Annotated in this window: 4 protein-coding genes; 3 read left to right on the forward strand and 1 reads right to left on the reverse strand. The window is 35.5% G+C overall.

Annotated elements, in window-relative coordinates:
- From MR593_RS07685 to MR593_RS07695, 3 genes are all read left to right on the forward strand, one after another.
- Positions 1-778: aminotransferase-like domain-containing protein (locus MR593_RS07685; protein WP_290691596.1), on the forward strand; the 778-nt coding region annotated here is incomplete at its 5' end.
- A gap of 127 nt (positions 779-905) precedes the next feature.
- On the forward strand, positions 906-1,340 hold the full coding sequence (locus MR593_RS07690; protein ID WP_290691598.1) for a MarR family winged helix-turn-helix transcriptional regulator: 435 nt from the start codon (positions 906-908) through the stop codon (positions 1,338-1,340).
- Between the two features lie 15 nt (positions 1,341-1,355).
- Positions 1,356-2,717 (forward strand): MATE family efflux transporter, encoded by a 1,362-nt coding sequence (locus tag MR593_RS07695; protein ID WP_290691599.1) that lies wholly within the window; start codon positions 1,356-1,358, stop codon positions 2,715-2,717.
- 58 nt (positions 2,718-2,775) lie between these two features.
- On the opposite strand, the gene MR593_RS07700 is transcribed toward MR593_RS07695, so the two are convergent.
- Positions 2,776-3,426, reverse strand: a complete 651-nt coding sequence (locus MR593_RS07700) for a DUF1847 domain-containing protein (protein WP_290691601.1) — start codon at positions 3,424-3,426, stop codon at positions 2,776-2,778.
- Positions 3,427-3,547 lie beyond the last annotated feature (121 nt).

Consider the following 3,547-nt stretch of genomic DNA (forward strand, 5'->3'; position numbering starts at 1 on the left):
GATGGACGACGATGGGCTTATTATGGAGGATGTTGAGGAGAAAATAAAACAGTACAACCCTAAAATCGTCTACACAATACCTACTTTCCAAAATCCTACAGGAATAACTATGAGCACAGAGAGAAGAAAGAAATTAGCTGAGCTTGGAAGCAAGTACGACGTGATAATTCTAGAGGACGACCCTTATAGAGATATAAGATACAGTGGTGAGGATTTACCTCCTATAAAATCTTTTGACAAGACTGGAAATACTATACTTGCAAATAGTTTTTCTAAGATATTTTCACCTGGAAGTAGACTTGGATATGTAGTAGCTACAAAGGAAATAATAGACAGATTATACGAGATAAAAACTGCTACAAATTCTCATACAGGAATGATTTCAGATGTGTTGTGTGCTGAGTTTTTCAAGAGGGGATATTATCCTGCACATCACAAGATGATTTGCGATTTATATAGAGAAAGACGCGATAAGATGATGGAATGTATCGATAAGTATTTGCCAGAGGGAACTAAGCATACTTATCCAGACGGCGGTTTGTTCACTTGGGTAGAGTTGCCTGAGGAATTGAATTTAAACACTACAGAGCTTCTTCAGGAGGCTAATGAAAAATACAAGGTAGCTTATGTTGCCGGTGAAGGGTTCTTTGTAGAAGGCGGCGACAAGGGCAATAACTGTATGCGTATGTGCTTCAGTGCTGTACCACCTGAAAAAATAGAAGAGGGCATGAAGAGACTTGGAAAATTATTTGCCGATAAGATAAAAGAAAATAATTAGCTATGAGAAGTAAACTTCCTTTTATACAAGGGAGTTTATTTTTTGAGTTGACAATAAAATTAAAAGGGTATAGAATTGTTAGGTGGCTAACGTTAGAAGGCTAACAAAAGAGAGGGGAAATTTTTTGATGGATAAAATTGAGATTTTTGGAGTTATCCATAGGTTGGATAACCAAGTCAAGAGAAATCTAGATAAAATCGCACTCAAGCATGATTTAACTGGAATTCAGGCGTTTTTTTTAAAGTATTTACATGATAATTCAAATAATAGAGATATATTTCAAAGGGATTTAGAAAAAATATTTGATATTAGGAGGTCTTCTGTGTCGACTATGATAAGTTCGTTGGAAAAAAAAGGCTACATAAGGAGAGAGAGTATTCCAACTGACAAGAGGATAAACAAGATAGTTTTGACAGAGGCTGGGATAAAAGCTCATAAAGAAGTAGATTGCGATGTGAAGAAATACAAAGATAGTATATTAGAGAAATTTTCTGATGAGGAAATAGAATTATTACGCAATTTATTGGAGAGATTTTCTAAAGAGACAACACAAAAAATATAAAAGGAGGACATCAAAATGGCAGAAAAAACGATTCAAACAGAAAATAAAATGGGTACTATGCCCATTAACAAGCTATTAATATCAATGGCTTTACCGATGATGATATCAATGCTTGTCCAAGCTCTATACAATGTAGTAGACAGTATTTTCGTTGCAAAGCTTAGCGAAAATGCACTGACTGCAGTATCTATGGCATTCCCTGTGCAAAACCTTATGATAGGTATGGCTACAGGTATCGGAGTTGGGATGAATGCATTGCTTTCAAAAAATTTAGGACAAAAGGACCAAGAGGGCGTAAACAAGGCGGCTCTTCACGGTATTTTCTTGGAATTTGTAAATTATTTAATATTCTTATGTATAGGTTTATTTGCAGTGCACAAATTCATGGAAACTCAAACTGACATCACTGAAATAGTAGATTATGGAACAACATATTTGAGAATAGTATGTATTTGCTCATTTGGTATATATATGCAAATGTCATTTGAAAGATTGCTGCAATCAACAGGTAAGACAATTTTATCGATGACTACACAATTGACAGGTGCAGTTATAAATATCATACTAGACCCTATCTTAATATTTGGTCTACTTGGTGCTCCAAAATTAGGAATCGCCGGTGCTGCTGTTGCTACTGTTATCGGTCAAATAGTTGCAGGTATATTTGCACTTATACTTAATATCAAGAAAAACAAGGAAATTCATATACATTTAAAAGGATTTAGATTAGAGAAAAAATATCTAGGAAGAATATTATATGTAGGTATTCCTTCAGTGTTGATGGTGGCAATAGGATCTGTCATGACTTACGGAATGAATATAATCCTTATGACATTCTCATCAACAGCTGTTGCAGTATTTGGGGCTTACTTCAAGCTACAAAGCTTCGTGTTTATGCCAATATTTGGTTTAAACAACGGTATGGTTCCTATAGTTGCATTCAACTTAGGCGCTAGAAACAAAGACAGACTTGTAAAAACTGTAAAATTAAGCGTGTGCTATGCTGTCGGCATAATGTTTGTAGGGCTTATAATACTTCAAACTATACCTGGTACTTTGTTGGGATTCTTCAATGCGTCTGAACAAATGCTAGCAATAGGTATACCAGCGCTTAGAACTATAAGTCTGAGCTTCGTGTTCGCTGGATTCTGTGTAATCGCATCTTCAACGTTCCAAGCTTTAGGAAATGGTGTATTGAGTATGCTGCTTTCTTTCGCGAGACAATTATTAGTTTTACTACCAGCTGCTTATTTCTTATCAAAATTGGGAAATGTAAATTTAGTTTGGTGGTCATTCCCAATTGCTGAGATAATGTCAGTTGTAGTTAGTGTTATATTCTTGAAATATTTATATAATAAGGTTGTAAAGGATTTATAAAAAAGTTCTTTTTGAGGCTGTTACACGGAGATGTTAGTGTAGCAGCCTTTTTTGATTTTTATTTTTCTCCAAATAGTTTGCTCTTGTAGTAGGACTCGCTCATAAGAAGTGGTCCGACTGGGTTGTGGCAAGTGACTCTGTCCTTTGCAACCAGTACTGTTACAGGGGCATCTGAGTATTTTATAAATAGAGAGTCGTGGCCTACGCAAAGTCCTATTGCTACATTTAAATCTGTTTTTTCTTCGTTTAATATTTTTGCTTGCAGGATAGGGTTGCACATTGATTCGTGATCGGCTTCTGGTCTTACGTGGTGTTCTTTTGCTATGCCGATTTCTTCTTTTTTGATAGAACCTACCTTACAGGCTACTGTGTAGTAATCGATGTCGTTGTGTTGTAGGATTTTGGCGAATATCTTTGCTTCCTTTATAAGGCCTACACATGTTGCGATTCCTACTTTTTTGGCGCCTATTCTTTTTATAAATTCTACTGTCTCTTCTACACGAGTTAGTTTGCCGTAGAAGTCGCCTTCTATTTCTGCGGAGTTTACTGCTAGCTTGTGGTTTTGTTCGTCTTCTGTGTATAGTTTTTTGATTTCTTCTATTTGCCCTTCTGTTAAGTCTGGTGTTATGCAAAATTTTGGGTATAAGCTGTCTCTATTTGAGCAGTTTTGAGTAGAGCAATCGCTACAGCTTGGTTTTCTTTCCTTCATAGTATGACCCCTTTCTAGTAAATTTATTTATTTTAATTGTAGGTAATTTTTGGAAGATGGTCAAACTGTGAATAAATTTTATGTCAGAGGAAAATAATACTACAAAAGAGTTGGATTATTT

This window comes from Intestinibacter sp. (assembly GCF_022780145.1).
In the GTDB taxonomy this organism is placed as follows: domain Bacteria; phylum Bacillota; class Clostridia; order Peptostreptococcales; family Peptostreptococcaceae; genus Intestinibacter.

Excerpts from the sequence above, each read along its gene's own strand:
- MR593_RS07690 (WP_290691598.1), top strand. The coding sequence starts at position 906 with ATGGATAAAATTGAGATTTTTGGAGTTATCCATAGGTTGGATAACCAA.
- MR593_RS07695 (WP_290691599.1), top strand. The coding sequence starts at position 1,356 with ATGGCAGAAAAAACGATTCAAACAGAAAATAAAATGGGTACTATGCCC.
- MR593_RS07700 (WP_290691601.1), bottom strand. The coding sequence starts at position 3,426 with ATGAAGGAAAGAAAACCAAGCTGTAGCGATTGCTCTACTCAAAACTGC.